The sequence below is a fragment of the Succiniclasticum ruminis DSM 9236 genome (assembly GCF_900112895.1).
GTDB classification, from domain to species: domain Bacteria; phylum Bacillota; class Negativicutes; order Acidaminococcales; family Acidaminococcaceae; genus Succiniclasticum; species Succiniclasticum ruminis.
This window is the reverse complement of record NZ_FONL01000003.1, coordinates 114669-141444: the sequence shown is the minus strand read 5'-3', so window position 1 is coordinate 141444 and position 26776 is coordinate 114669. Positions and strand designations below refer to the sequence as shown.

Below are 26776 nucleotides of genomic sequence, written 5' to 3'. Positions count from 1 at the left end.
ATTATGAATATCTGAAAACTTATGAATCAATATACAGAATTTATATATATATTTATAATAATCATTAAAGTTGACTGTAAGTCAAGTAAATTTTTTGCGCAAGTGACAAAACATTTTCCGGCTTTATGTCAGAAAAGCGGAATTGGTATTGCCAAATAGTATTATTTCATATATCGGTTTGCGAAATCGGCAATTTCGTCCAGTGAATCAATGCTGTCCTTCATTTCGGGAAGCAGCAGCGCAAAGTCATGGGACATGCCGGGATAGACCGTTAATGTAACGGGAATCCCATCCGCTGCGGCCTTCTCCGCCAGCCGAACGCTTTCCGTCAGGAAGATTTCGTTACCGCCCGCCTGGATCAGCATCGGGGGCAGGCCGGACAGGTCGGCGTATATGGGCGAGAGCCGGGGATCTTTGCGGTTCAGTTTGCCTTTGTATTTCGCATCCTTGACCGGAATGTTCAGCGGCGTCCCTTTTCCTAAAATGACATCCCTTTCGTCGTTGTAATACCGGGAAGTTCCTTTCTTATGTTCAAAAGTCGTCCAGGGGGAAGCCAGTGCGATGACACCGGGCTGGGGCAGTTTTTTTTCCTTTAAGTACAGCGAAAGCTCAACTGCCAGGTTCCCGCCGGCGGAGTCACCGGTCAGGATAATGTTTTCCCCTTTAATGCCACGGTTCAGCAGCTCTTTGTAAACAGCCACCGCGTCTTCCAGTGCCGCAGGATACACATGGGCGGGAGCCAGACGGTAATTGACAAAATACACTTCCCCCGCGTCTGCCAGAGTTGCCTGACGCAATCCCAAAATGCGGTGGTTATTGCTCATGCCGCCTACATAACCGCCGCCGTGCATTTGCAGCAACACCCGGTCGCTCTTTTTCTGGTCTGCGGTCATCCGTTCCAGGGTGATGCCGTTTACCGTAACGGTTTCCATCTTCCAGCCAACTGGCGCTTCAAACTGTGCAGGCGGTTTCATATTACGGAAATACGTTTTCATATAATCCGCTGCGTACTTTTCTTTCGCCTTTCCCTGCAGCACGATTCCGTCAGAGGGAATCGTCAAAGGCTGAGGCTCTGACCAGATGGGTGACGCGTTAACAAATAATCCGATACTAACGACGGCAGTTGCCAGTAATGCTTTTGCTTTCAGGTTCATACCGATCTTCATTTTAAATAGTCTCCTTGTTTTAATTATTTATATTACATTTCTTATTCTTTTTACTTTTTATCGTGAAATCCTTTTTTGCTCAGCACTACATTGCCCGGCAGATTTTCAATTTCTTTTGTGCTGTTCAGCATCTGCTGCGCTTTTTTCCAAAATGCCTGATGGGCTTTTGAATTTTTATATGCATCGCGCGCCGCGTCATCTTTAAACAACTCATACGTGTGTATCACGTTGGAGCGTTCCTGTTCTGCCGTCGCGAACAGTCCCATAACGCCGGCGTCTTCTTTCACTCCCCGGCGCATTTCTTTAGCGATCAGTTTCTTAAACGCATCCAGCTTTTCCGGTTTTACTTCATACAGGTGAAGCACCACATTGGTTCCGGTTCCTTCGGTTTTCTGTTCCAGCACAATGGGGTCAACGGGAAGAATCACAAGTTTTTCCAGAATTTCTTTCCGTTCTTCTTTGTACTTATGAAAGCCGTCGGTTCCAACATGGATTTCATACGCAGTTTCGTCTTCATAAATTTCCAACAGGCGCATTACATTGGGGTTCTGTTTGTCCAGGCTCCCATACAACGCGTACGTGCCGGTTTCTTTCGCTGCCAGGGGCGCCACATTCCGTGCGGCCATGCCCATCATTTCGCTCATTGTACCCGGCTTGGACTGCAGCACGGCCCAATGGACCAGAGGCATCCCGCCGTCCGGTGTAGTAATTGCTTTTGCTTCCGTAACTTGTGCTGTCATCATCAAACACCCCGCTAAGACTAACGACTTCAATGATTTTCCTAACATTTTCTGAATAGATACGCGCAAGACAGTTTCCTCACTTTCTTTGTATTCTATCCGTGTGCATGCATTTTATAAATGAAAACAGGAGCAGGATAATTCTCCTGCTCCTATTGTAAAAAAATCATTTTGAAATGTCTAATACTGCTTTTTTATGCTAAGCGATACTTTTCAGGCATGGTTGTTCCCTCCCCTTTGGATGTGTGCAAGTGTTGATAAACTCGACGGTAGGCAGGGATGAGAATCGCCAGCGATACGAGGAAGCTGACGTTATATGCGTTATAGATGACAGCCATATCGTTCCAGTGAGGCAACAACGCCTCGCACCACAAAACACGGAACAGGGCGTAAGCGAAAAGCGCGGAAAACATGGGAATACCCGTCTCGCCTAACCCTTTGAGCCCGCCGATGTACACCTGGTTCAGGGAATAGAGGAAGTAGAATGGAAACGTCCAATATACGGCGGCAAGGGCGTTTGTGTGAGTTGCCGGGTCTCCGGTGAAGAACGAAACTAACGGTTCGGCGATCAGTATCAGGCCGGCACAGACAGCCATCGTACCGTAAATCGCCGTACGCCGGCTGATGCGCATGGCCTCTTCCACACGGTCAAGCCGTCCGGAACCAAGATTTTGTCCGATAAAGCCAGTCAGCGCCATGCCATAGGCAAAGGCCGGATAATACAGGAATCCCTCGATTTTCGCGTAGACCACCATACCTGCCATGGCCGCGGGACCAAAACCGTCAATACTGATCTGGATCAGCAGGGAAGAAATGCTCATAAACGCGGCCTGCATGCCCGATGGAATACCGAGTCGCAGCAGTCTGAACAGTTCGGACATGGGCAGAAGTTTTGTGCCGGCAGTCAGGCGGAAACGTTCGTCAAGACGCGTAATCCGCCTGAGCATGGCAAGTCCCAGCACCCACTGCGCCGATACCGTGGCCCAGGCAACGCCTTCCAGACCGCAGTTCATTCCCACCGCAAGCACCAGGTCGAGAGCCACGTTCAAAACAGCCGAGCCAGCCAGATAATAGAGCGGTGTTTTTGTATTGCCAAGGGCGCGCAAAACGCCATTGGAAACATTATAAACGAGCTGTGGAATCAGACCGAGGAAACAGATTTGGGCATACAGAAGCGCGTCGCCCATCGCTTCAGCCGGACAGGAGAGCCATACGAGGTAGCGCCTGCCCAGCAGTTCCCCTATCAGTGTCAGGAGAATGCCTGCGGCAGTTGCAATCGCCACCGATGTAGCAATGGCCTGGCGCAGTTTGTCATACTGCCGGGCACCAAAGAGTCGTGAAACAGCAGACGTGACGCCGACGCCAAAACCGATAAAGAAATTGATATGTACCGCCAGCACCAGCCCGGCAACACCAACCGCCGCAAGATCGAAAGCACCGCCAAACCGTCCGACCACGGCACAGTCCGCAATATTGTAAAACTGCAGCAGAAGCTGCATAAGGAGCAACGGTGCGGCATACGCCAGCAGTTTCCGGTGAATGGGCCCTACGTCCATGCGCACTTCACCCGTAGCCGCTTCTTCGGGCACCCCGGATGAATTCCCGTCTTTTATTGAGATTGATTCCAGCTTCGATTTATTGCAAGAAAAAAATTTCATGAAAAAACGCCTTCCCTGCTACACTCTTGTTGTAAAAAAAGTATAGCAAATAAGACGTGTTTTCGATATGGTGTGATTTTTATGCTTGGGTATAAGAAATCCTTATGGCTCTGCTGTTAAAACTCTCCATTCGCCGGACAGCATGTAAATGCATTAAGAATCGGCTACTCTTATCAGTTTTTTATCTTGCTCCCACCGCATCCGACTGTAATGTGCGATGCAGGAATGTAAGGAAGTCAGCCGTGTCCGCCCCCAGAGGCTCACCCTTACGCGAGATATAACCGAAAGCAATACGTCCCTGCATCCCTTCCACGGGAATGCGGCGGAAATCGTACTGCCGGTAAGTATCCCTGAGCCAATAGCTGCCCAGGTTGCAAAGCTCTGTTTTTTCGAGCATACGGATCATCATATGGTCGCTGTTAGTCCGTACCACGCGGCGGATAGCCAGTGTCTGTTTACTAAACGCAGGCGAACCTGTCAAAAGATCTTCAACGGTGAAAAAATCGTCCTCAAGTTGGATAAAGGAAAGCGATGCCAGTTCCTCCGGAGTTACGGAAGAACGATTGGCCAGCGGATGATCTTTTCCTACATAAAGCACAAGATCTGTGTCGAGAAGCGGTGTAAACATGAGCTGGCGCCGGTCAATCAGATAGCGGAGCACGGAACGTTTTGTGTCCGGGACAAAGAGAAAGCCCAGGTCATACTCGTTGGCGGAAAGAAGCGCAATCATCTTTTCAATGCCGCATTCCGTAAACTGCAAATAAAGCCCCGGCTCCTTTTTATCGTTACGGGTTCGCTCGTTGTAAAACGCCGTCAGCATGACCGCCATGTTGCTGCTGTTGTTTGTCAGCACACGCAGTGAATGTTCCCGTTGCTCGCGCCCCACAGAACGGAACAGTTCGGCGTTTCGCAGCGTGTCCTGCGCATAGCCGTAAACCCGCGCGCCCGCCTCCGTCAGCTCCACACCGTTAGACCGGCGCAGAAAAAGGCGTGTTCCCAGTTCCTTTTCCAGTTCACGAATGACCATGCTGACGTGGGGCTGTGTCGTATAAAGCTCCTCTGCAGCAGTTGTCAGCGACCCGCAGCGCGCACAGGTGACAAAATATAAAAGCTGGCGAAGTTCCATAATAAATTCCTCACTTTTACCAAATATAACAACTTCTCCTTAAAGGGCGTGACACCCGGCATACTATCAATCCAACCGTACCCGCCACACAAAACAGCAATAAACATTTGCACCGGCTATCTAAATATAATCGCTTTAATTATAACAAAACAGCCGTAGAAAAATCTACGGCTGTCAGGCTGAATATGAATTTGTTTCTTATGTATTAACGTAATCAACAGTTCAAAATAACGCACTGCACCGGACTTGACAAGACCGGAAAGGAAGGAGACTATTCAAAGTTCTGTCAAATCCGGTTGTTGTGCAGCGCCATTATTAATGGTTTGTCCCGGCTGTCTGTGACAGGCAGAATTTTTCTGCTGCCTTGCAGTTGTCTGTCAGCAAATTATGTGCTTACTTCGCGCCGACCGGTTTGATTTCGTCGGTAATATGATAGTAATCCAGCGGATAAATATGCGCGTACCCGACTTTATCAGTGTTATAGACGAAGCAGCTGTTATAGTAACCGTCCACCAGGACCGCCGCTTCATCAATCAGGATCTGCTGGCACTGCTGCATCAGTTCGGCATAACGTTTCTGGTCCGTGGTTACACGCAGTTCTTCATAGGCCTTATCGTAGGCATCGCTCTTGAAACCGCAGAAGTTATCCTTGTTTTTGCTCCACCAGTTGCCCATAAAGACCGTCGGCGATCCGGCAATCATTACATTCCAGTTGTTATTGTCAAAATCGTAATCACCGGCAACCAGCTTCTGCCAGCAGTCGTCCGAGCTGCCGTACTCGCTCTTCACGCCGATGCCGACAGCTTTCAGATACTGGGTGTGCGCATCGGAGAAGTCGTTCAGCAGACGGTTTGCGTAGGAAACGTAACGCAGCTCGATGTTCTTGCCGTTAAGCTCACGGATACCGTCTCCATTCGTGTCTTTGATGCCGGCTTCATCCAGAATTTTCTTTGCGCCTTCCGGATCATATTCATACGGATTTTTCAGTTTGTCAAAGCCATAGCCCAGAGAACTGGGGATAATGGACGCGCCCGGGGTGTACAGACCGCCGATCGTGTTGGATTTACAGATGGTCTTGTAGTCAATGGCTTTCAGTACTGCCTGACGCAGGGCTTTGTTAGCCAGCGGACGGCCTTCTCTCACATTCATCCAGCTGAAGCCTACACGGGTGCCGGGGGCAATATCAACCTTGTACTTTTTATCAGACTGCATGGCCTTCAGATCCGCAACGCTCATGATATTTTCTGCCAGATCGATCTGGCCGGCGCGCAGCGCATTGGCCTTGGCGGAAGCATCGCCCATGTAAATGATGTTAACCGTATCATAGGGCGGCTTGCCGTTCCAATAATGGGGATTGGCAGCCAATTCGTAGCCCACATGCGGTTTGAAACTCTTAATCATGTACGGACCGGTACCAATGACACCGGTGTCAAGGTTCTTGGTGTTCTTAATATCAAGGATACACATGGTGGGATCCGCCAGATTGGCCGGCATGTTCGCATAAATCTTTTCAGATTTAATGGTAATGGTTCCTGCAGCATCGTCAGCCGTAACCACTGCCTTGGCATCCAGGAACTTGGTCGGGTTGGAAGAGCCTTTCTTACCGGCTTCCCGGATCCAGTCCAGATATTCCTTGACCTTGGTAGCTGTCATAGCTTCGCCGTTGCTGAACTTAACGCCCTTGCGCAGTTTGATGACCCATGTCTTGTTGCCGTCGCTGGGCGTTGCGGATTCCGCCAGGCAGGGAACCGGTTTTACATGATCGTCAAACCGGAACAGCGCCTGCCCAATGCCGTAGCGGGTCAGGTTCCAGGCCGTGTTGACCTGGGCAGCCGGATTGAGATATCCTTCTGAGTACATCTGGCTTCCAAAGTTCAGCGTCTTGACAGCAGCTTTGCCGTCTTTCGTCGGTTCCGCTTTTTTGTCACCGCCGCCGCAGCCTCCCAGCAGACCGCAGGTTACGAGACCTGCCACCAGTAAAGCCGCCGATTTCTTGGATAATTTTTTCATAGATTTCATTCCTTTCTGCATTTTTTCTTAAATTATTAGTATGTAATTCTAATAAAAAACTTTTCTTAAACTGTCGATATTATACAGCAATTTTTTCTTATTGTCAACGTGTAAATATCTCGCTTATATAGTGTAATACTGTATTAAAGCAGTATTCAGCAAAATAAAAATGCGCCGATATATAACTAACGGCGCAAAGAATTGATAGTGTATTTTATTATTTGGAAATAAATCTTACGGTATTTTTTGTCACTGCCCCTGCGATATCAGACGTTTTCCGTCAGGGCCTGCAAAATCAGTTTAATGTACGGAATGAATTCGTCGGCAAATGGATTGGTTCCATGTCCCACATGCGGATACACGGGGATGTGCTGAATCTGTTTATATTCCAGGCTGGCAGGGTACCGCGCCAGCGCAAACATATGCAGATACTCCACAAACTGGTACGCTTTTTTCCCGGTAAAGGTTGGAAACAGAAGATGGACGACTTTTCGCAGCTGCAGGAAAGAGGCGTGCATTTTCGCGCGGAAGTTTATGTGCGCTTCTTCCGTCGCGTCTTTCAGGATAACGGTGTTGACGATGCTGAACAATCCCGCCATCCGCTGGTGCCGCAGCCATAACGCGTTCCATTCCCTGCAGAAAGCATCTACGTCCTTTACTTCTTCCGTGAATGTCTGCGCGGCATCGGTTACATAATTATCAATGTCCTGCAGCAGTAATAACAAAAAGATATCTTCCTTGCAGGAACAATAATGATACAGCAGATTCCGGGTAAAATTTACGCGCGACGCGATCTTTGAAAACGTTATCTTGTCGTAGCCTATATCGTCATACAGCGCGGCGGTTGCGTCAATAATCTGCTGCATCCGTATCCGTTTCTGTTCTTCCCCGTTTGCCCTGCGAAAATCCATAGGTATCCTCCATATGCGGTAACTCTTTTAATCATTATAACAAAACAGCCGTGGGAATTAAATACCACAGCTGTTAGTGATAAACCAAATTCTCATCGCAACGCTTTCATAATCAGCGGATACGTTTTTTCATATCCTTCGAACACAACGCCCTGAAATCCGCAGGCCTGCGCTCCCTTCACATTGGCCGGAACATCGTCGGTAAAGAGACACTCCTCCGGCTTCAGCCCATACTTGTCGCAAAGGCAGCGGTAAATCTCCGGTTCCGGCTTCACGGCCTTCACCTCAAACGAAAATACACCGCCGTCCATGCAGGGAATAAAATCCAATACATCCGGATTGGCCGCAATGGAAAACGCGGAATAATTGGAAAGATAATATACGTTAAGCCCCATGCGTTTCAGCTCCTGTACCCATGGAATCGCATAATCGCATTTATGAAAAGCAAGGGCAACCTTGTCCAGTGTCAATTTGATTTCTTTTTCATATTGCGGCGCAAAAGCAACAGCGCTCCGCAACGTTGCGGCTCCGTCCATCTCACCTTTATCCATGGCGGCCCAGCAGCCGTTATGCCAGATTCCCTGATTGATAGTCTGTATCAGTGTCTCATCTTCGCCAAACAAAGACCGCATATACCCCTTCCACCGGAAATCCATCAGCACATTGCCAATATCAAAAACCATATTACGAATCACGAAGCACCTCCGCTAAACACGGATATCTCTATCCCACTTGCAGGCTGACTTTGTCCCCCCATCAAATTGCATCACCCCGAAACATTTAAAGCCCCAGGCACAAATAGCGACGACATATCCACTTGTTCCAGCGCTAACAGTTTCGCTTTCTTATCGATTCCCCCTGCATATCCGGTCAGGCTGCCGTTTGTTCCGACAATGCGGTGGCACGGAATAATAAGCGAAATTACATTATGCCCCACTGCTCCCCCGACTGCCTGCGCCGACATCCGTGATAAACCGTTTTGCCTTGCGATCCTGTCCGCAATCTCTCCATAAGTCATGGTCCGGCCAAAGGGAATGGTCAGCAGGATTTCCCAGACTTCCTTCCGAAACGGCGTAGTTTTCATATTAAGCGGCGGAGTAAAGCCGGGTGCCCTGCCGCTGAAATAAATATCCAGCCATTGAACTGTCTGATCAAATACAGGCAGATTTTCTTTCCGGACATCTTTACCCAGACCGTTGCCAAAGTATTTCTGCCCATCGAACCATAATCCGGTCAGGGCGCAGCCGTCACTGGCCATTGTAATGCCGCCAAGCGGTGAATCATAATGATGAATATACTCCATGCTCTATCATCCTTTATTTGTTGCTTTTCAGGCAATCCGCGGTTTATCGATAAACTGTCTGTTAAATTAGCCTGACAAACCCGGTTTTACGCCTCTTGCTGTACAAACGATTGAATTTCCTGCTGCAGCAGGCGATAAACATTGGCAACCAGATACCCGTCTGCTATGGCGTGATTCAGACGCACGGTCACCGGCATTAACAGCCTTCCGTTTTCCCTGCGGTATTTTCCCCAGTTGACAATAGGAGCGAAAAACAAATATCCGTCCGGCAATTCAATATGCAGCGAATCGTAGGAAAGCCACGGAATACAGGAAGCATCAAACCAGTTCGGATGATTTTCCATATCCAGCCCGTATTCCCGTGTCTTCTTTGCCGTTTCCACATCCTGAAGCGCGTTGGCATAAAACACCGCGTAGTCCTCACAGTATTCTGTATAAACCAGCGTGAAGGTCTCCGTATCTTCATGAAAAACATACTGTATTGGATGAATTACATCATAGCAGATCAGTTCTTCCGTCTGCCAGAGATAACCCATTCTGTAATCCTCTCTCGAGTTCATCACTTTGGAGAGAATATACAGGAAATTGATATAAAACTTCGTATTTGTTTTTTGGGAACACTCCGCAAGATCCGTGACATCAATCCGGGCTGTCATCGATGTGGAGCATTTGCAGTCTTCGGAAAAATGATGAAAGACACCTTTCCGATAATACGATTCCCTGTCGATAATCCTGTAGTTCATATTACCAAATTCTCCTCCGCAGACCGGAATGAATCATTCCAATCCCCACTTTAATACTGCTTCTTCCCCATCTTTGATCAAAGTGCCGTCACTCGTGTTTTGCTTTGCAAATTAACTGCGTCATGGTTCCCATAGGACAGTACACGCACCAGGAACGGGGTTTCCACAGCAACAGGGAAATAATGCCCAATACCGTAGACGTGATCATGATACTGTAAAAGCCAAAGGCGAACTGTGCGACCCAGGGCGTAACCGCTACGCTGTAAGCCCATTGCCAGGGTAATTTGAAAACCCAGAGCAGCGTCACCACCTGCCGCAGATTCTCAGCGCCGCTAAACACAAGCCATGTCACGTGAAGCATATTGCAGAACATGACCATGAAAAACAGCAGGAAACCGTAACGGAAGAAACGGGAGCGAAGCCAGCCCGGCACATCGCGATACCTGGAAAGCTTCAGCCTGCCGCCTAACAGGGCAAAAAGCTGGCCCCTTCCGCAATACCGGTTACAATACGCTTTATCCCAGCCTGCCAGAGCCAAAAGCAAAGGGATAAAAAACATACACAACCCGACCCAGGCAAAAAGGATGTTGAAGAAGCCCAGACTGAAGTAGATCAGTTCCGCAATCCATAAATAATCGTACCAGTGTTTTTCAGTTTTCATGCTGCGCCTCCAGCGTAATCACAGAAGCCGGACATTCTTTTGCGCAGCGTCCGCAGCCGATGCAACGTGCCTCATCTGTTTGCGCGTACAGTCCTTTATACACGCGGATTGCTCCCATAGGACAGACCTTCTGGCAGCTTCCACAGGCAACACATAGTTTTCTGTTTACAACAGCACGCTTCTTTTGCTTCATGCTTAATTGCCTCTTCAAACCGGTTTTTCCAAATCTCTTTAACAGTCTCATCTATAATTTATTATAGCAAAACAGCCGTGGAAAATAAATTCCACAGCTGTTGAATTAAACATGAATATAATCGTACCTGAATGATTCATTTACTTTACCGCAACAATGCCAAACAGCGGAGCCGGATCGTAAAACTTATCCTTTTTCGGATACAGCCGCCGGCCTACCGTTGTATCGGCAGAGCAGGCGCTTACCCCCAGTTTCCGCAATATATCCAGATCCCAGCGGGGGCGGTCAAATATGCTGATGTCCAGCATGTGATAGATTTGGTGGCACTGTTCCACCATTTCTCTGGTTACGTCCTTGTGAGCATAAACCGCTTCTTTTTCATAATCGCCGTGATGATACTTACCGTGTTCCGCATCGTAATTCAGAAGCAATCCACCGGTTTTCAGGACGCGCAGCCATTCCGCGTAAGCTTTTTCCGGATGAGGCAGGTTCCATGTCACATTACGGGAGACCACGACGTCAAAACTTTCGTCTGGAAAGGACAACTTTTCCGCATCCATAACCTGAAAGCGCGCGTTGGATTTCACTTCCGCAGCTAACGCGGCAGCTTCTTCAATCATGGATTCCGTTAAGTCGATGCCGGTGACGTCATAGCCTTTCGCGGCCAGCAGTATGGAAAAGAAACCGGCGCCGCAGCCGATGTCCAATATTTTCAGCGGTTTCTCCGTCGGCAGGTGACGGCAGATTTCCTCCTGCCATTGCCGCATTTTTTCGCTTTGCAGTTCTTCCCGGCGCAGGCTTTTGAAACCCGGCGCGCGTTTTGTCCAGTAATCTTCTATAAATTCTTTTGCATTTATCCTGTGGACGATGCTCTTTTCGCTGATTTGTGTCATGAGATGTACCCCGCTTTCCTGATCATTATCATAGCTTCTTTCAAAAGACAAAAGGCTATGAAGCTGTCTGCATTTGCGACAGTAAGCCTTCATAGCCAAATCGTTAAAAATTAGTAACGGGTTTCCGGTTTCGCTTCTGCGAACCGCGTCACTCTTGTGACACTTTAGTATAACACGGATTGTTTGTTTTGCAAACCGAGGTTGTAGTGAAAATCATGAACCTACACGTCCACTGATTTTAATGTGTCCACCGCCTTACTCAATCACCTTTTCCGGTAACGTATGGGTATGGACGTGGGTATGGGGAGCCTGAGGCACATAGTTTTCAGGCAGCTCAGCATACGCACAAAGCACGCGGCCCGGAGTAACAGAAAACGACGGGGTCATATACAGAATCACACCGCTGAACTTAGCGTGGAATTCTTCCTGCTTCTCGTTAAAAAAGTCTGTCGTGTAACCCAGCAATTCGCCTTCTTCAATCATTTCGCCGCTGTGTTTTGCATGATACCAGCATGCCGGCGCTGTAGCTTCAAGGTACTCAATCTTGGTCAGCTCCTGGGGTGTGAACGTGTGGAAATGGCCGTGGTCATACTCCGGAATCATGCCTACATATTGCAGGACATGCATGACATCGTCCTTGTACTCGTCAATATCCTCACGGCAGCAGAAACCGGTACCGCCCCGTTCCACAAGGATGCTGGGCACACCGTGCAACGCCGCGCAGTTATACGCGCCCGTGGTGGCAGTCGAGCGAACCATATACTCAACGTTGATCAGGCTGGCAAGCTCGCGGGATTTTTTGTTGACTTCTTCCGAAGCGTTTCCGGGAAAATAGGCATAGGGATGCAGATCTTCCTGAAGATCGCCGCTGTGCAGGTCCAGATAGTAGTCAGCCTTAAGGATGAATTCGTTCAGCAGGAAATCAGCAAGTTTATAGGTACGGCTGAAGGTGGAATTGCCGGGGAAAACGCGGTTCAGGTTCAGCCCGTCTTCGGGACAGATCTCCGCCATACGCGCCCAAAAGGCCGAGACATTTACAGGGTGCATGATGACAAGGCAGCCGTGGATATCTTCGGGCTTTAATTCCTTGCCCAGCTCCATGGAAGCGGCAATGCCGGGATACTCACTGCCGTGCACACCGGAGGTGACAAGCACAGTGGGACCATCATATTTTCCGTTGATAAACGTTACGGGAATCGCGTTCAGCGTATGCGGCACTTCAACGAGAGTACGCAACTTGGTGCCGGGTTCAATTTGGTAGTTTGCGAAGCAGACAGCGGATAACATAGAACCTCCTGAAATTGTTAAGTGTATGTATAGTCCAAATTTCTGTTAGCCTTTGCTAACTTGTAAATTTTAACAAAATTTTTAACAACTGTCAACGACTTTGACATCACCGCCCCTGTAAAAAAACAGCCGTAGATACTAAATCCACGGCTGCCTGATCAGCTTCAGGTTGGACGATTCACGCAGTTTCCCAGTTTTGTTTTTACCTATTTTCCCAGGTGTTTGGTAAAGAACCCGTCCAGTCTTTCGAAGGGAATCTTTTCATAGATATCATACAGGTCGCAATGGGTCGCACCCGGCATCACGATGAGTTCCTTCGGTTCCTTCGCACGTTCGTAAACGTTTTCGGAATGGTAACGGGAATGGGCTTTGTCACCCGTGATCAGCAGCAGCGGACGGGGACTCAGTTCTTCCACATGGGCCATCAGGTCGAAGTCAAAGAAACCGTACGGCGTGGTTGAAGACCAGATACCGTTGGAGTTGATGGCACGGGGATGGAACGCGCGGCCTTTATAGTAGTTGAAGAAATCGGTGGTCACAGGGTCTGCCCCTTCCGGCAGTTTGTTGGGAAGCAGCGTTACGCCTTCGCCGGTAGCGTGAACGGCTTTTCCGTCAGACCCGATGGCAACTTCATGATAACCGGGCAGCGTTTTGCCCAGTTCCGCCTCTTTCCACCGCATCTCGGCCAGATATCCTTTCACGGTTTCCCGCTGGGCCGGAGTATAGTAATCTCCCTTATAGTGATTCCGGATGCTGTCGTTCATATTGTACAGGGCAGAGGTTGCCACCGCTTTAATACGCACGTCGTTGATCGCTGCGGTAACAGCCATGCCGCCTAACCCGCAGATGCCCATGGCGCCGACGCGCTCTTTGTCAACAAAGGGCAGCAGACCCACGAAGTCAACCGCTGCATGGAAGTCTTCGGTAAAAATATCGGGGGATGCCACGTCGTGTACGTTGCTGCCGCTCTCTCCGGTGAAGGAGCAGTCAAAGGCTACGGTTACAAATCCCCGCTTTGCCATTTCCTGGGCATACAGACCGGAAGACTGTTCTTTCACTGCGCCAAAAGGACCGCTGAATACGATGGCGCTGTATTTTTTGTTCGCGTCAAAGTTTTCCGGCAGGTACAGATGACCGGCAACTTCGATGCCGTACCGGTTTTGGAAACGGACCATCTTTGTCTGGATTTTTTTATCAACTTTGAACACGCGGGAATCGTTGGTCAGTTCTGTAATGGAAGAGTTTTTCATCTGGCTTGCCATTACAGCCGCAGCGTTCGCATCGGCCGGAGCGGCAAAAGCGGCGCCTGCAAAACTTACAGCGGCCAGTGCCAGGCTGAGGACAACGGATTTCATCAGTTTGCGGGTACGGGAAGTTTTTTTCATTTGCGTTTCTCCTTTTTCATGAATCTGAATATTTCGCTGACCGTTCTGCCACAGTTTCACACTGCGTTTCTTATCTGTCAGCTTTGCACGACGTGTTTGCAGTCTTCTTAAAGCAGCCTGTATCATCACTCATTTGGATTTCATCGGAAGCTGTTTGCTTCTTTCAGGTTCATTCTAAAGGAGTCGCACAGAAATGTCTAATACTTAATAATCATCTTTAGTTATGCTCTTCATCTATATCTGATTTTCCCCATATTCTTTTTGCAGTTCCGCCAGAAGCAACGACGCCACGGGGCTAAACACCTGGTACTTTTTCCAGATGATTTTCATTTCTGAAGCAGGTACGTCCGTCAGCGGTACAAACGTCATATCGCTGCCTTTACCGGTATGCGCCAGTTTATCATAGGCAATGGCATACCCTAACCCTTCCTTTACAAAAATGGAAGCATTAAAAAACAGATTGTAGGTAGCTACAATGTTCAGGCGGTCCAGTTTTTCTCCGAACCAGGCAGGAAAATTCTGTTCCATATTTTGCCTTGAGCAGATTAAAGGCAGGTCGTATAAATCCGCAAGGCGCAATGCATTTTTCTTTGCCAGCAGTGAGTCTTTTCGCATGAAGACGCCCCAGGTATCCTCTGCCGGAATCTCCAGATGATTATATTTCAGAGGATTCACATACTCCATGACCAGCGCAAAATCCAAAATGCCTTTATCCAGTTTTTCCGTGATGTCTTCACTGTTTCCGCTGGTGATGTTGCAGCGAATTCCGGGATGCAGCTCCTGCACCCGTTTCAGCGCCCTGGCAAAATACTTCAGGGAATCGGATTCGGGGCAGCCGATAAAAATCTCGCCGCCCATGGTATCGTCCAGCATCTTAAATTCCGTTTCCGTCTTGTCCACCAGATCTAGAATGTCCTCCGCCCGCTTGCGCAGAAGCAACCCCGCTTCCGTTAACCTCAAGGCATAATTGGTACGGACAAACAGCTTTTTCCCCAGCTCCTCTTCCAAATCCTTTAACTGCCTGGACATGGTGGGCTGGGTAACATGCAGTCGTTCGGCAGCGCGGGTGATGTTCCCTTCCCGCGCGGTTTCCAGAAAATAACGCAGCACCCGGATTTCCATGATGGCGCCTCCTTTGGTAACTTTATTGAAATGAATATAGTAACTTTCTGAATTATAAGTTGGTAAGTTCCTGCATTAACATTGGTGTCTTCTCGTATTTTAATTGTTGACCCACCGAATTAGATTCGGTTTCTTCCTGACCGTTATTTGGTAATTTTTGTTTTTGACCTTTTAAATTCAGACAGACGGCCTTGTTCTATTTTTCAGTATAACATAAAAATAGACGAAAAGCATATCTGGAAATTAATAATAAGTATTAGACATTTCTGAAGCTGTTTTTTTATAATACAAAGCAGGAACAACATTCAAATTCCAAAAATTAAACGACAGGAGACAAGATAATATGAAAGAAAAAATGTTAGAAGGAAAAGTTGCCATCGTATCCGGCGCAAGCTATGGAATGGGAGAAACCATGGCCGAACTTTTTGCAAAAGAAGGCGCAAAAGTTGTTATGACCGCGCGGGGCAAAGAGAAATTAGAGGCAGCGGTCAACCGGTTGAAAGAACAGGGACTGGAAGTTACCGGCGTGGTAGCGGACAATAAGAATCTGGAAGACGTAAAAAATGTAATCCGGACTGCTCTGACTGTTTACGGCGATCTTGATATTGTCATCAACAATGCGGCCATCGGCGAACAGAAAATGATCGACGAAACGGATGACGAATGGCTGGAGCATGTATATCAGACCAATGTGTTCGGACCATTCCGTTTTATCCGGGAAGCATTGAAAGTATTCCTGCCCAAAAACGAAGGCTGTATCATCAACATTTCTTCCGTCAATGGAGACCGTCCTTTCTGCGGGGCGTCCTATACCTCCTCTAAAGGCGCTATCAACACACTGACCAAAAACGTAGCTATGCGTCTGATCAATACCAATATCCGCATCAACGCCGTGGCTCCGGGCGCTACCGTAACGCCTGCCCATCTGGCTAATAAAGCAGGCGAACAACCCGGTGGCGCAAAGATGCTGGAGTTCAGCAAACACTTTGTATATTTTCCCGGCCCGGAATGCGATCCCATGGATCAGGCAAACGCCTGCCTTTTCCTCGCTTCCGACATGGGTAAACATGTAAAAGGACAGGTCATCCAGGTCTGCAACGGTGCATTCCTGTAATTTTGCGGCAACGTAATACTGCATGAGACGAGTATGTAAGAGTATGCATTGAGAAAACGTTTGCGTTGAGAAAAAATCAATCCCTGCCTGCGCTGATAGACTTCAGTGGCAAACAGGGATTTTTTAGCATTAAGAAAACTAATATTTTTTTCTGCTCAATATAATGGCGGTGAAATCTTTTCCGGTTTTAGTCCGGTATGAGGACTCAAATAGTATTCCAGGGTAATGTACGGATTTGCTTTGATAACCATGTCAAGCAGTTCTTCCACCTTTTCTTCCTGCTCGATAACCAGAACCAAAGGCTTCTCCGCGCCGTACTCCACTCTGATTTTAAAAACAGGAATGCCTATACCGCAACATCCATGCGGGCGATACGCAGATGGCTGGCTTCGCATGCTCTTAATCAGTGAAACCGGAAGATACTTCCCTTCAAAATAAATCGCGTTTTCTGAAACTTCATAACGTTCAAACCGCTTGCTGTGTTTGCGGTCTTGTTTTACGTTTTCAAGTTCTTTCCCCTGAACAATGCATTCCCATTCCAAAATACCAAACATGATTATACCTCAAAACATCGGTTTATCTGTCCATCGCCCCTATGCCGCGCAGGATTCCTATCATACCTTCCGCCGCAATATCGTTACTGATTTTCCCATCTTCATCAAAATAATAAAAGTTCATGACACAGACAGAAATCTTCTTTCCGGTAGCTTTTATGCCTAAAAAGTCACCGTCATGTGTTCCCGTCATGGTCCAGCGAACCGCAACTTTATCCTCGGCAGCGACCATTTCCTCTAATTTCCACTGTACATCAGAAAAACCCTGGCGCATCCAATGCACAACGGACAAATAGCCTTTGCCTCCATATAACGGAACCGGGCTTGCCGGTGTGAAAAATGAAGCCTTTTCGGATATCAGTTTCCGGGATAACGCTTCATCCGCCGTGTTAATCATAATTTCAAACTGTTTCATGATTGCTGTATTGTTTTCTGCCCTGTTCATGTGTCCTCCTTATCTCTCATCCGTCGAATCAAATAAGACCCGGTTTATATGTGTAAACATCGTTATTTTTAATTATAACAAAACAGCCGCAGAAAATAAATTCCACGGCTGTTAACTAACTATGAATTTACTCCTGCAACCCTTTCAGCAGCCTCCTCAAATACTTTACAAACTGGGGTACAAAGCCCTTTGTGCCAAAGCCTGCATCAGGGAATATTTCGATATGATGGAACTCTTTATATTCCAGGCTCGCCGGATACAACGTCATCGCATAGCTGTTTTCGTACTCAACAAACTGACATGCCTGTTCCTCAGAAAACTTGGGAAAGATTCGTTGCACCACCGCCTTCAGCCTGTTAAACGAACGGTTCATCTCGATCCGGAAACCGCGATGCACATCGGAAGAAGCATCTTTCAAAATGACTGTATTCACAATGCCGAACAAGGCCAGCATCCGCTGATGACGAAGCAGCATACCGGCCCAGGCAAGGCAGAATTTCTCCTGATCCGCGACCGGTTCCGTGAATGATTTTTCAGCATCTTCCACCATTTTGTCAATATCCTGCAGCAAAAGTGTCAGGAAGATATCTTCCTTGCAACGAAAATAATTATACAGGTTACGGCGCGTAAAATTTAGCTTCCGCCCAATCTCTGAATAAGTCACTTTGTCGTATCCGATTTCCACATACAGCTCCGCCGCCACTTCTGTAATCTGTTCTATTCTTATTCTTTTCTGCTCCTCGCTTCTCGCTCTGATAAAATCCATTGCTGCCACATCCCGTCTGCATCTGCATTTTTATAAAAAATTTCAGTTATTCCTGATTAAAATATATCATACTCAGGCCGCTTTGCCCAATTCTTCCATATGGCGCCCGATATGCGGTTGCAGACGCCGAACCAAAAACGTGGCACAGCCCGCACGAATAGACTGATCCAGAAACAAGGCAATCCAGGCCCCAGGCAGTCCAAGACCGGCCACGTACAGGAATAACGCAGTCAGCAACGGGCGCAGCACGGCGATGGACACAAAAGAATACAACGCGACGACAGCCGTCTTCCCGCTGCCCCGCAAAATGCCGGCGCTCACCAGCCCCTGCGCTTCCGGATAGCCCACGATGGCAACCACGAACATTATGATCCCGCTCATTGCCAATGCTGCCGGATCGTCTGAGTACACCATGAAAATCGGCTTACGCAGCAGGAAAATAAACACAAAGCTGACCGTGGAAAAAATCAGACCCCACCTGACGCCGATTTTACGGAATACATGCCAGTCCCGTTCATTCTTCGCGCCGCAGCTCTGCCCTGCCAGCACCATGTTCGCCTTGCCCAGCCCCATGGCAAAATCCCAGTAATAGTCAACTACACTCATACAGATGCTGTGCACTGCAAAGGGAACCGTGCCGAGACCCGCTGCCATCCGGGTGAAAAGCACCATGCCGAGACGTTCAAAGCCCTGCTCGCTGATTATGCTGCCAAAAAACGGTAAAAACTCTTTAAAATATTTTCTGTCAGGAATAAAACTGCCACCCTGGGAAAAGTATTTGTTGTAATTCATAACATAAACCGTAGCGCACAGCGTAAACAACGTTCCCGTCACGGTACCGATGGCCGCCCCCACAACGCCCAGTTTTGGGAACGGACCCACACCGAAAATCAGCAGGGCGTTCACAATGACATTGACAATATTACCGGTCACGTTTGTGCGCATAATCGCGGCCGTTTCCCCGAAGCCAAGCTGGACGGCCTGCAATACCGAAGTCATGGACGTAACATATACCGAAAAGATGGCAATGCGGCTGTACATCAGCGCCTGGGGAAGATAATCGCTTCCGGCACCCATCAGCAATAAGATTTTTTCCAGCAGGAAATAAAACAGGATGTGAAGCAGTCCCATAAAAATACCGGCAAGGAACAGCGACTTGCGCAACAGCTCCGAGACGCCCACCACGTCCTTTGCACCGGCTTTTCTCGCGGTCAGCAGCGTAACGGCGGACGCAATGGAACGGGCAAAACAGAGAAGCACCATGCGGGGCTGCGCAAAAATGCTGACGGCGGCAATGGATACCGCGCCCAGCGACCCCACCATGATCAAATCCGCGGAAGCCAGAAAACTCATAAAAACACATTCCACTGCCGCAGGCAGCGCTATGCGGAAATACTTCTGCTCATCCTCCGTTTTAAAAAGTTTATCATAAACGCTCATAAATCCTCCCGAACAAACCTTTTCGAAAATAAGTACCATATTGGAATTTATTACGCGGGTATTATAACACAGCCATAATTAAATCACAAGTTGGAATTTATTTTTTGCAAAAAAAATATGGAGACGCTGATTAAATGAGTTTGTGCGATGACCGAGGGTAAAGCGTCGCTTTATCTTAAAAACAGGTCTTTCATTTCCACTTCCGGATGCCGGTACTGGTTTTCCTTCTTAATCTTGTGACCGTTTACCAGCATGCCGCCATGAGGGCATGCATGCACACAGGCCATACAGTGCGCGCAATGTGAACCTGTTACCGCTTTTTGATTCTGTACCGTTATATTATGCGCAGGGCAGATGCGGACGCAAATACCGCAGCCGACACAATGATCCGGATCAACGGAAACGGCAAAACGTTTCATCCCCAACTTTTTAACGAAACCGCTTGCCATAATCTTTCCCACAAGCGACGGCTTCATCAGCGACGTATCAACCTTTCTGTCTGTGACCGCCTGCACCGTTTCTTTTACCACCTTCGCCTCCCCGTCCAACTTACGGTAATCATACGATACTTCTTTTTTCCAGGTTGCCGTACTGTTGGCAATCATATAGCAGACCCGTCCGTAACTTAACTTACAGCTGCGCGATTTCAGAATTTCCCGCAGATGATACAGCGAAACGCCAAAAGATCCCCCGCATGTCGCTACGCCATAAAAATAGGTGGAAGGATTTAGCGCTGCGGTTTTCAGATAGTCCTCCAACGGTTGGGGAATATCCCCAAAGTACACGGGAAACACAATACCGATTTTTGTTTCTTTTGTCAGATCAAATGCATCCGGTTCTTCCTGCAGCCGGATCAGCGGCACCGCCCTGTCATTCAGCGCTACAGCCAGTTTTTCTGCCACGCTGTACGAATTCCCGGTACCGGAAAAATATATAATCATACACTCACGTCCTTTTAGCGTCTCACAGCACGCCGACTTTATCAAAAACAATTATTTCCGGTTTTCATTTCCCCAATCGCAAAGCTTATCCAGTACTTTGACAAGGGAATGCCCCCGCTTGGTCAGCGAATACTCAACCTTGGGAGGAATCTGCGGATAAACCTTACGCATGATAAGATCATCGGCTTCCAGTTCTTTCAAATTCTGGCTGAGGGTTTTATCCGCCACCTTTTGCAGATACCGCTGCATTTCGTTAAACCGGACCGGTTCATATTCCATCAGGCAGTACAGGATGACCGGTTTATACTTACCTGAAATCAGGGAAAGGGTGTAGCTGTATCCGGTTTCGTTAAAATTTGCATCTTCAATCCGCTTTTTTCCCATTTCTTACCTCCGGGTAAGTACCTAACTTAAATGTTGGTACTTGTTACATTTCCCGCTTCATGGTATCATACCGAACAGGAAAAATCAATGCGCAAAGGAGCTGATTTAAATGGCAAAAAAAATTGTAATCTTAAATGGAAGTCCCCGGAAAAACGGCAACACCGCTTCGCTGACCGCTGCTTTTAAACGGGGTGCGGAAGAAGCCGGCCATACCGTGACGGAATTTTTCCCGGCGCATATGAAAATCAACGGCTGCCTCGGCTGCTGGAAAGGCGGAAAAGACGCGGCACATCCCTGTGTACAGCGCGACGACATGGAAAAAATCTATCCCCTTTACAAAGAAGCGGACATTGTCGTGCTTGCGTCCCCACTTTATTACTGGTTCATTTCCGGATTTTTGAAAAACACGTTTGACCGGCTGTTTGCCATTGCAGAAGCCGATCCGAACTATGAAAATCCTAAAAAGTTAACCGCGCTGATTATGGCGGCGGAAGGTGATGAATTCCAGGAAAGCGAATTCTGGTACGACCATCTGGAACGCCACATCGGCTGGAAAAGCATCGGAAAAATATTATGCGGCTATGTAGCGCAACCCGGGGACACGAAAGGGAAACCAGAACTTGTCGAAGCATATAATCTCGGAAAATCAATTAAGTAATAAAAGTATAATCAAAAACCTCTTTCCGGTCACTTTAGTGACCGGATTTTTTTCGCAACTCCAGTCGTGGCACGGTTTTCCAGCCTGCTTTCTGTTAATATATATAGACAATCATATTTATTTGTCTCCAGGTAGTATACTTTTCGCTTATTTAATTGCTTTGTCAGAGAAAGCTGCCATTGAGGCGACGCGTTAAAATCAAGTTTTTTATATAAAGGCAAGAAAAAAGCCCGCATCTTGACCGTGCGGGCTTTTTACTTTTGCCGATGACACTCTCATCTGCCTTCCAGTTTTTGTTCAATCACTTCTTCCGGTCCGTCCGGCAGAAGCCCATTCACCTCGTCAACATCCCCTTGTTCAACATGCTTGAAATACCGTTTCGTCTCGGCAGCCACCACGCCGCTGAGCGCCAGCAGGGCGATCAGGTTCGGAATCGCCATGAGGCCGTTGACAATATCCGCCAGCACCCAGATAGCTTCTAACTTCAGGAAAGCGCCCACGGCTACCAGCACAATAAAAATGATACGGTACGGAAGAATGGCCTTCACGCCGGCCAGATAAACGATGCAGCGTTCCCCGTAATAATTCCATCCCAAAATAGTGGTGAAGGCAAACAGCACAAGACCCACCATCAGCACGATTTTCCCTGCTTCCGGATAGCCCTGCATGAAAGCCGCCTGAGTCAGCGCCGCCCCGTTCAGGTCACCCTTCCACAGCCCGGATACCACAAGGGTGAGTCCGGTAAGGGTACAGATGATAATCGTGTCGATAAAAGTGCCTGTCATGGACACCAGTCCCTGTTCCGCCGGCCATTTTGTCTTAGCCGCAGCGGCCACAATGGGTGCAGAGCCCAGACCGGACTCGTTGGAGAACACGCCGCGGGCCACGCCGGACCGCATGGCCAGCATGACACTTGCCCCGGCAAATCCTCCCGCCGCCGCTGTCGGCGTAAATGCGCAGCGCAGCACTTCCATCACCGCACCGGGCACTTTGTCAATGAACATAAGCAGGAAACCAACCGTCGCGACAAAGTAAATCACCGCCATTGCCGGAACGATCTTGCTGGCAACCGAGGCGATGGACTGCAGCCCGCCGATGGTTACCGCGGCAACTGCCAGTGTGAGTACGACAGCCGTATACATGGGATCGAGTCCGATGGAAAGTTTTGTAATATCCACAATGGAATTCACCTGGGCGAAGGTGCCGATGCCAAAATAAGCAACCAGCACGCCCGCAGCCGCGAAAAACACAGCCAGCGGTTTCCATTGCCTGCCCATGCCGTTTTCAATATAAAACATGGGACCGCCGGCAATTTCGCCATGTTCGTCCACGCCGCGGTATTTCACAGCCAGCAATCCTTCCGCATATTTGGTCGCCATGCCGAAAAACGCAGCCACCCACATCCAGAACAGCGCGCCGGGTCCGCCGGCTTTCACGGCCGTAGCCACGCCGACGATATTACCGGTGCCGATGGTGGCGGCAAGAGCCGTGCACAACGCCCGGAACGACGAGGTGTCCCCTTCGCCCTGGCTCTTTGCCTTAAAAATGAGTCCCAGCGCTTTGGGCAGCCGCGCAACCTGCAAGAATCCCAGGCGCAGACTCAGAAAAACGCCGGTTCCCACGAGCAGCACAAGCAACGGCGGTCCCCAGACAAAACTGTCAATTTCGTTCAACAACTCCAGATTCATAGTTTCTCCTCCAAGGGTACAAAATAAAAAACTTACCTCCAACTGCTCCGGAGATAAGTTTGCAAATCAAAATAACAGGAAACGTCCTGAAATCTTTCTCTGTCCTTTTGCCTGAGAGATAAGAAAGCCTCGTAAGCTTCCGTGCACCTTCGGCGCCCGTACCGGAAAAACGGCTGAACCGCATCCGTGCCGGGACTCTCCAGAGTCGTGTCCCCTTATGGTTCCGCTTTTTACAGCGCCTGAGAGTTTAGCTCCTTCGGCAGGCTTGCGCCGTTCTCCCACAAGATTCATCCACCTTTGTTCAGTTGTACGACAGCACTTATTATATACGTTTTTTCAGAAAATGCAAGTGGAAACAGAAAAGAATAATTTATGCCCTCACCCTGAAACACATCAGAGTGAGGGCATTTTAATTACAGGTTTTACTATTTTCACGTATTCTTCTTCATGCTTAACATAAACACCGTAATCATAATGAGTGCCATCCCTGCGTAATCAACGGTAAGCAGCACGGTTCCCAAAAAGAAAACGGTAAAGAGGATTGTAGCGAGGGGTTCAAAACAGCTGATAAGCGACGCTTTCGTCGGCCCGATAAGTTTCACCCCTGCCAGAAACAGTGTAAAGGGAATGATTGTTCCCCCCAGAATAATAAACGCTACCGCGCCTGCTGCTGCAGGCGTCCAGGCGCTTACACCGGAATCAGTGAGATTACAGAACGGTAAGAGGAACAACGAAGAGATCAGTTGCCCCCATCCCATGATCAGCATGGTCGGAAACTGTTTCAGGATGTTTTCCGGCGCAATCATATAAATGCAAAGCGCAATGGCAGAAAGCTCTCCTGATGCCAGCGCCACGGGAGAAATGACCAGATGCGACGGATCGCCATGGGTACTGATGAGGAACACGCCGGTCATGGCCAGCACAACGCCCAGCAGTTCCCGCCCTTCCGGCATGCGCCTCCGGACAAAAGCCTGCCATAGAATAATGAATATCGGCGCCTGATACTGCAGGATGGTCGAGGTGGGCGCGTTGGAAACGCTGATCGTGTAATAATACATAAACTGCGCGCCCAAAAGCCCCAGGGTGAACCAAAGCATCTCTGTAATATTTTTGCGCCCGCTCCGCCATAAAGCTAACAGCGGTTCTCCTTTTATACGCATGAACAGCAGAAATAATATCCCCGCTGCCACCTGCCGCACTGCAATCAGCCAGACCGGGTACGGATGATAATTTTCAAACAGAAACTGCCCGCATACCCCGCTGAGCCCCCACATCGCAGCGCTCAACATCACCATAAGAGTGCCCATCGTCATTGTCATTCATTACGATTCTGAATTAAATTTGTCGGGCAAGCATCACTTATACTCACACAATCCCTTTTCCCATTTCATAGGCTTCCGCCAGCTTTGCATTCCCTTTGATCTCTCCGGGAGTACCTACACCGCACGCGCAGACCTTACCCGCAAAGCGCGCTTTTTCAAAGCAGGCAATCCAGCCTTTTAATCCGTGGACAGCGCCTTCATCCACATCCGGCTCATCTTCTGCCGCCGCGGTCAGAAGATACACGTCCCGGAATTTGTAATCTTTCGGGAACAGGGAGTTGGCGCGGTCGATCATAGTCTTCATCTGTCCGCTCATCTCGTAATAGTAAATGGGCGTCGCCCAGGCGACCACGTCCGCCTCCAAAATTTTATCCGTAATGGCATTCGCGTCGTCTTTGATTACGCAATGACCTGTCTGCTGGCAGGCAAGGCAGCCTTTGCAAAAGGCAATCGTTTTATTTTTCAGGGAAACCAGTTCCACTTCATTGCCCGCCGCTTTCGCACCGTCCGCAAACGCCTCCGCCAGTTTTTCCGAGTTGCTGTTACCTCTCATGCTTGTGCTGATAACTAATACTTTTTTCGCCATGGTGATTCCTCCGTTTGTTTGTTACTGCCTGACTGCTTCTATTTTCACTTTTCCCGTTATGTTACGGATTTGTTCCACTCCGCTCACCGCCTTGCCCATCACATATAAGCCGGGGTAGCGTGACATATCGCCGTAATACATGCACACGTTGTTCCAGGGCGAGAAATAGGCAATTGACCCCACAGGGCAGGCCCCTTCCTGCGCCTTGCTGCAGTCCAGCTTTTTGGGAGGCTGGAAGATTTTTTCGTTGTTACTGTAATTTTCCACATCAACAGTTAACGGTAGCTGCGCATAGAACGACCGGGACACGGAAGTATCGTTCAGCGCAAATACAATTTCTTTACCGTTTGCAACCACTTTAATTTTCAGGTTTGTGTCAGACATAGCAGTTCCTTTTTCTCCATTTTCTTTCTTTACCGCAGCTTTCTTTTTCACTGCCCCGGATGTTTCTTCCGTTTTTTGCGACGCAGATGCGCTTCCATTGTTGTTCGCCGTTTTTGTGCCTGCTGAAGCGCAGCCTGCAAACATCACACCCATCAACAAGATTGTGAGCAACAACTGCCAGATTTTTCTGTGTTTCATGTGGTTTTCCTGCTTTCTGTTTAAAAAAACTGTAATTTCTATTACAAAGACATTGTGAAACTGTTCACGATATCTGCTATTCACCCTTTGGCAACTGCCTGAAAAACGGTTTCAGCTTTTTGTAATTCTCTTTCCGGCAAAGGAAGTGGAAAGTTACGCTGGCCTCCGGGTTCAACAGGGGAACCAGCACCCGGTCATTGTTTTTCCCGAAATATTTTACCGAAAGATTCGTCATAAAAGATGGCAGCATGGTGGTATTCACCAGCTCGCTGAATGTATCCCGGTCGTGCTGAATTAAAAAACGGGAATGGGGCATCAACTTAACATGAACGGAATGCCAGAAGCCCAGCGTGGAAAACAGGAGCACCGTCTCTCCGTCGATTTCTTCCAGGTTCATCCCGGTTTCGACTTTTTGTGCACAGGGGTGCTTTGGCGGCAGGCAAAGGAACAGCGTTTCCTTTTGTGCAGCCTGGCAATAAAAGGCTTCGTCCGCCAGCGCATACGGAAGCGTGATGATCTGATAAGTTCCGTCCCGCAAACCGTCAATCAGTTGCGGAATCTCCTGTACTTCCGAAGAAATGGTCATCCCAGGATATAAATTGGAAAGCACCGGCACAGCTGACCAGCCGGGGGCGGGAGCGCAATTGCCCAACGCGATGGTATGGCTGCGGCGGTCCAAAGCCCGTACCTGTTCCGCCATTTCCTTCACATCTTCTAAAATACGCTGAGCATGTTCTACCGCCATCTGACCGTTTGCGTTCAAGCGTATTTTATTTTTCTGCCGTTCAAACAACGGCACCTGCAGTTCTTCTTCCAGCTTCTGCATAGAACGGCTTAATGCCGGCTGGGAAATATGAAGCTCTTCTGCTGCCTGAGACAGCGTGCCAGACTGATGGAACGCTGCCAGATGCCGGAGCTGCGCCAGTTCAATCATGATGAATTCCCTCCTGAAACAATCCTGGGTTCCCGTCTCTCACTATGCAATTTTATTATAACACATTGCAGGATTGGTATTGTACTTTTTTCTCCGCAAACTCTACAATAGAACTGTAAACAAAGGCCAGAAGGCTTTGCACCTGTGCAACGTCAAGGGAGGAA

28 protein-coding genes and 1 riboswitch are annotated in these 26776 nt (G+C 48.5%); of the genes, 2 read left to right on the top strand and 26 right to left on the bottom strand.

The features are described from left to right. Positions 1-161 precede the first annotated feature (161 nt). The 15 genes from BM159_RS03970 to BM159_RS03900 form a co-directional block, all read right to left on the bottom strand. Positions 162-1166 carry an alpha/beta hydrolase gene (locus BM159_RS03970; protein WP_093912970.1) on the bottom strand — a complete coding sequence of 335 codons (1005 nt, stop codon included), beginning with the start codon at positions 1164-1166 and terminating at the stop codon, positions 162-164. A 50-nt stretch (positions 1167-1216) separates the two neighbouring features. Next, a complete protein-coding gene (locus tag BM159_RS03965) occupies positions 1217-1909 on the bottom strand; it encodes a putative quinol monooxygenase (protein ID WP_245763630.1) in 693 nt (230 codons plus the stop codon). Between the two features lie 191 nt (positions 1910-2100). After that, positions 2101-3564, bottom strand: coding sequence for an MATE family efflux transporter (locus BM159_RS03960; protein ID WP_093912969.1), 1464 nt, complete (start codon positions 3562-3564; stop codon positions 2101-2103). Between the two features lie 181 nt (positions 3565-3745). Beyond that, on the bottom strand, positions 3746-4690 hold the full coding sequence (locus tag BM159_RS03955; RefSeq protein ID WP_093912968.1) for a LysR family transcriptional regulator: 945 nt from the start codon (positions 4688-4690) through the stop codon (positions 3746-3748). Between the two features lie 393 nt (positions 4691-5083). Then, on the bottom strand, positions 5084-6700 hold the full coding sequence (locus BM159_RS03950) for an ABC transporter substrate-binding protein (RefSeq protein WP_177205900.1): 1617 nt from the start codon (positions 6698-6700) through the stop codon (positions 5084-5086). 266 nt (positions 6701-6966) lie between these two features. Then, on the bottom strand, positions 6967-7611 hold the full coding sequence (locus BM159_RS03945) for a TetR/AcrR family transcriptional regulator (protein WP_093912966.1): 645 nt from the start codon (positions 7609-7611) through the stop codon (positions 6967-6969). Between the two features lie 92 nt (positions 7612-7703). Then, a complete protein-coding gene (locus BM159_RS03940; protein ID WP_143089387.1) occupies positions 7704-8306 on the bottom strand; it encodes an HAD family hydrolase in 603 nt (200 codons plus the stop codon). A 71-nt stretch (positions 8307-8377) separates the two neighbouring features. Next, complete coding sequence (locus BM159_RS03935; RefSeq protein ID WP_093912964.1) at positions 8378-8914, bottom strand: methylated-DNA--[protein]-cysteine S-methyltransferase; 537 nt, start codon at positions 8912-8914, stop codon at positions 8378-8380. Between the two features lie 86 nt (positions 8915-9000). Beyond that, positions 9001-9657: a CatA-like O-acetyltransferase, family 3 gene (locus tag BM159_RS03930; RefSeq protein ID WP_093912963.1), complete on the bottom strand. Its 657-nt coding sequence runs from the start codon at positions 9655-9657 to the stop codon at positions 9001-9003. Between the two features lie 88 nt (positions 9658-9745). Beyond that, positions 9746-10318: a hypothetical protein gene (locus tag BM159_RS03925; RefSeq protein ID WP_093912962.1), complete on the bottom strand. Its 573-nt coding sequence runs from the start codon at positions 10316-10318 to the stop codon at positions 9746-9748. Beyond that, the gene (locus BM159_RS03920) at positions 10308-10511 is read right to left on the bottom strand and encodes a 4Fe-4S dicluster domain-containing protein (RefSeq protein ID WP_093912961.1); all 204 of its coding nucleotides are present in this window, start codon (positions 10509-10511) and stop codon (positions 10308-10310) included. The genes BM159_RS03925 and BM159_RS03920 overlap by 11 nt, the downstream gene beginning before the upstream one ends. Before the next feature lie 140 nt (positions 10512-10651). Next, on the bottom strand, positions 10652-11455 hold the full coding sequence (locus BM159_RS03915) for a class I SAM-dependent methyltransferase (RefSeq protein ID WP_218149493.1): 804 nt from the start codon (positions 11453-11455) through the stop codon (positions 10652-10654). Between the two features lie 204 nt (positions 11456-11659). After that, positions 11660-12691: a M14 family metallopeptidase gene (locus tag BM159_RS03910; protein ID WP_093912959.1), complete on the bottom strand. Its 1032-nt coding sequence runs from the start codon at positions 12689-12691 to the stop codon at positions 11660-11662. Positions 12692-12897: 206 nt separating this feature from the next. Further along, positions 12898-14076, bottom strand: a complete 1179-nt coding sequence (locus tag BM159_RS03905; protein WP_245763629.1) for an alpha/beta hydrolase — start codon at positions 14074-14076, stop codon at positions 12898-12900. Positions 14077-14310: 234 nt separating this feature from the next. After that, positions 14311-15198 (bottom strand): LysR family transcriptional regulator, encoded by an 888-nt coding sequence (locus BM159_RS03900; protein WP_093912958.1) that lies wholly within the window; start codon positions 15196-15198, stop codon positions 14311-14313. Positions 15199-15541: 343 nt separating this feature from the next. On the opposite strand from BM159_RS03900, the gene BM159_RS03895 reads away from it, so the two are divergent. After that, a complete protein-coding gene (locus tag BM159_RS03895; protein ID WP_093730374.1) occupies positions 15542-16312 on the top strand; it encodes an SDR family NAD(P)-dependent oxidoreductase in 771 nt (256 codons plus the stop codon). A gap of 155 nt (positions 16313-16467) precedes the next feature. On the opposite strand, the gene BM159_RS03890 is transcribed toward BM159_RS03895, so the two are convergent. From BM159_RS03890 to BM159_RS03865, 6 genes are all read right to left on the bottom strand, one after another. Continuing rightward, on the bottom strand, positions 16468-16866 hold the full coding sequence (locus BM159_RS03890; protein WP_093912957.1) for a hypothetical protein: 399 nt from the start codon (positions 16864-16866) through the stop codon (positions 16468-16470). A gap of 22 nt (positions 16867-16888) precedes the next feature. Continuing rightward, entirely contained in the window at positions 16889-17311 is a 423-nt protein-coding gene (locus BM159_RS03885) for an ester cyclase (RefSeq protein WP_093912956.1), read from the bottom strand. A 127-nt stretch (positions 17312-17438) separates the two neighbouring features. Continuing rightward, on the bottom strand, positions 17439-18077 hold the full coding sequence (locus tag BM159_RS03880) for a TetR/AcrR family transcriptional regulator (protein WP_093912955.1): 639 nt from the start codon (positions 18075-18077) through the stop codon (positions 17439-17441). Between the two features lie 72 nt (positions 18078-18149). After that, positions 18150-19517: an MATE family efflux transporter gene (locus BM159_RS03875; protein ID WP_093912954.1), complete on the bottom strand. Its 1368-nt coding sequence runs from the start codon at positions 19515-19517 to the stop codon at positions 18150-18152. A gap of 170 nt (positions 19518-19687) precedes the next feature. After that, the gene (locus tag BM159_RS03870; RefSeq protein WP_093912953.1) at positions 19688-20458 is read right to left on the bottom strand and encodes an EFR1 family ferrodoxin; all 771 of its coding nucleotides are present in this window, start codon (positions 20456-20458) and stop codon (positions 19688-19690) included. 51 nt (positions 20459-20509) lie between these two features. After that, a complete protein-coding gene (locus tag BM159_RS03865; RefSeq protein WP_093912952.1) occupies positions 20510-20842 on the bottom strand; it encodes a winged helix-turn-helix transcriptional regulator in 333 nt (110 codons plus the stop codon). 109 nt (positions 20843-20951) lie between these two features. Here BM159_RS03865 and BM159_RS03860 point away from each other — a divergent pair, with 109 nt between their 5' ends. Next, complete coding sequence (locus BM159_RS03860) at positions 20952-21500, top strand: flavodoxin family protein (RefSeq protein ID WP_093912951.1); 549 nt, start codon at positions 20952-20954, stop codon at positions 21498-21500. A 275-nt stretch (positions 21501-21775) separates the two neighbouring features. Here BM159_RS03860 and BM159_RS03855 read toward each other — a convergent pair whose 3' ends face one another. The 5 genes from BM159_RS03855 to BM159_RS03835 form a co-directional block, all read right to left on the bottom strand. Further along, on the bottom strand, positions 21776-23188 hold the full coding sequence (locus BM159_RS03855; protein WP_093912950.1) for an alanine/glycine:cation symporter family protein: 1413 nt from the start codon (positions 23186-23188) through the stop codon (positions 21776-21778). An 89-nt stretch (positions 23189-23277) separates the two neighbouring features. Then, positions 23278-23401, bottom strand: a riboswitch (glycine riboswitch). Positions 23402-23619: 218 nt separating this feature from the next. Continuing rightward, a complete protein-coding gene (locus BM159_RS03850; protein ID WP_093912949.1) occupies positions 23620-24507 on the bottom strand; it encodes a DMT family transporter in 888 nt (295 codons plus the stop codon). Between the two features lie 46 nt (positions 24508-24553). Next, entirely contained in the window at positions 24554-25096 is a 543-nt protein-coding gene (locus tag BM159_RS03845) for a flavodoxin family protein (RefSeq protein ID WP_093912948.1), read from the bottom strand. A 21-nt stretch (positions 25097-25117) separates the two neighbouring features. Beyond that, positions 25118-25678 (bottom strand): cyclophilin-like fold protein, encoded by a 561-nt coding sequence (locus BM159_RS03840; protein WP_093912947.1) that lies wholly within the window; start codon positions 25676-25678, stop codon positions 25118-25120. 76 nt (positions 25679-25754) lie between these two features. Beyond that, positions 25755-26612: a LysR family transcriptional regulator gene (locus tag BM159_RS03835; RefSeq protein ID WP_093912946.1), complete on the bottom strand. Its 858-nt coding sequence runs from the start codon at positions 26610-26612 to the stop codon at positions 25755-25757. Between the last annotated feature and the right edge of the window lie 164 nt (positions 26613-26776).